The organism is Exiguobacterium sp. s36 (assembly GCF_018618345.1).
GTDB lineage: Bacteria > Bacillota > Bacilli > Exiguobacteriales > Exiguobacteriaceae > Exiguobacterium > Exiguobacterium chiriqhucha.
This window is the reverse complement of the sequence record NZ_JACSLW010000024.1, coordinates 1-1,840: the sequence shown is the minus strand read 5'-3', so window position 1 is coordinate 1,840 and position 1,840 is coordinate 1. Positions and strand designations below refer to the sequence as shown.

The following is a 1,840-nucleotide window of genomic DNA, read 5'->3' as shown; positions in this document are numbered from 1 at the left end:
GAGGCTGGGACATAACTCAGTAGATTTATAAGAAAGAGGCCACCTGGCGCGACTCGTTCGCGCCAGGTGGCCTCTTCTCCTTTTTATGGGTTCGTACGCACATTTCGATATAAACAGATAGGGGCGACCTCTGATAAAGTTAAAGTGACCAAACCATAACTTTGGAGGTGCCCCTATGTACAAAGAGTATACCATGAACCAGTTGGTTTTGCCCCTAGATTTAGAAGTTCGGCTCCCGGAGAACGACATCGCCTTCGCCGTCCACGACCTCGTCGAACAGATCCCGGACGAGGCGTTCGAGACGTTCTGGCGAACGACGGGCTGCCCGGCCTATCACCCGCGGATGATGATGAAGATCGTCCTCTGCGCGTACACGCAGTCCGTGTTCTCGGGCCGGAAGATCGAGGGCCTTCTCAAGGACAGCCTGCGCATGATGTGGCTCGCCCAGGGACACGAGCCGAGCTATCGGACGATCAATCGGTTCCGAGTCCATCCGGACGTCGCCCCGATCCTGAAGTCCGCCTTCGTCACGTTCCGTTGCCACCTCGTCGAGGCGGGTGAGATCGACCAGGAGGCGATCTTCATCGATGGCACGAAACTCGAGGCGAACGCGAACCGATACACCTTCGTCTGGAGGAAGGCCGTCGAGAAATACAGCGCCGCACTCGTCGAGAAGTCGAACCGGCTGTACGAGGAGCTGATGGCCGAGCAGGTCATCCCAGAGATCGAGCGCGAGAGCCCGGAGGCGCTCTCGGTCGAAGAACTCGAGGAGGTCGCGGCGCTACTCGGGGAAAAGGTCGACGCGATCGATGAGGAATCGGTTCGACGACCGACGTCGAGGAACGCAAACGACTGCGCGCGAGACGCAAGGAACCCCGCCGCCTCCGCAAGCAGGCCTCCGACTTCGCTGCCCGGAAACGCCGATACGAGGAACACATGGCCGCCTTCGGCACGCGGAACAGTTACTCGAAGACCGACAGGGACGCGACGTTCATGCGGATGAAGGATGATCACATGAAGAACGGACAATTGAAGCCCGGCTACAATGTCCAGATCGCGACCTCGGGCCAGTACACGCTGGCGTATGACGTCTTTCCGAACCCGACCGACATGAGGACGTTGGCCCCGTTTCTCGACGAGGTCGAAACGTTCCTCGAGTTACCCGCCTACATCGTCGCCGATGCGGGATATGGGAGCCAGCCGAACTACACGGACATCCTCGAGCGCCGGCGGCGCGTTCCCTTGATCCCGTACACGATGTACCGGAAGGAACAGAAGAAGAAGTGGCGCGAGAACCCGTTCAACATCTCGAACTGGGCGTACGACAGGGAATCCGATACGTTCACCTGCCCGGACGGGAGACGGCTCCCGTTCAGCCACGAATCCCGTAAGACCGACAGGGACGGGTTCGCCCGCGAGTCCCGCATGTATCTGAGCGAGGACTGCGGCGGGTGTCCGTTCCGCGACCTGTGCACAAAGGCCGAGGAAGGGAGCCACCGCCAGGTCGGTGTGAACGTGGCCTGGGAAGAACAAAAGCATATGACGAGAACGCTGCTTTCGGATGAGAAAACGGGTGCCCTCTACGCCAGACGCAAGACGGACGTGGAACCAGTTTTTGGATATCTGAAGGCCAATTTGGGTTTCACCCGCTTCTCCGTCAGGGGAAAACAGCGCGTGAGACGCGAGCTCGGCTTCGCGCTCATGGCGGTGAACCTGCGGAAGTTCATCGCCACCGCTGTCGCCCGAAGTACAAAGAAGGGGTCCGGTCACCGAAAATCGGTGACCGGACCCCTCTTTTTGATTGAAATACTTTAGAACTGGCTAGTTATGTCCCAGCCTC

At 59.0% G+C, this 1,840-nt stretch carries 1 pseudogene; it reads left to right on the top strand.

The window, feature by feature from the left end:
- The first annotated feature begins 175 nt into the window (after positions 1 to 175).
- Positions 176 to 1,815: pseudogene (locus tag KNP95_RS15850) on the top strand (IS1182 family transposase).
- The last annotated feature ends 25 nt before the right edge of the window (positions 1,816 to 1,840 follow it).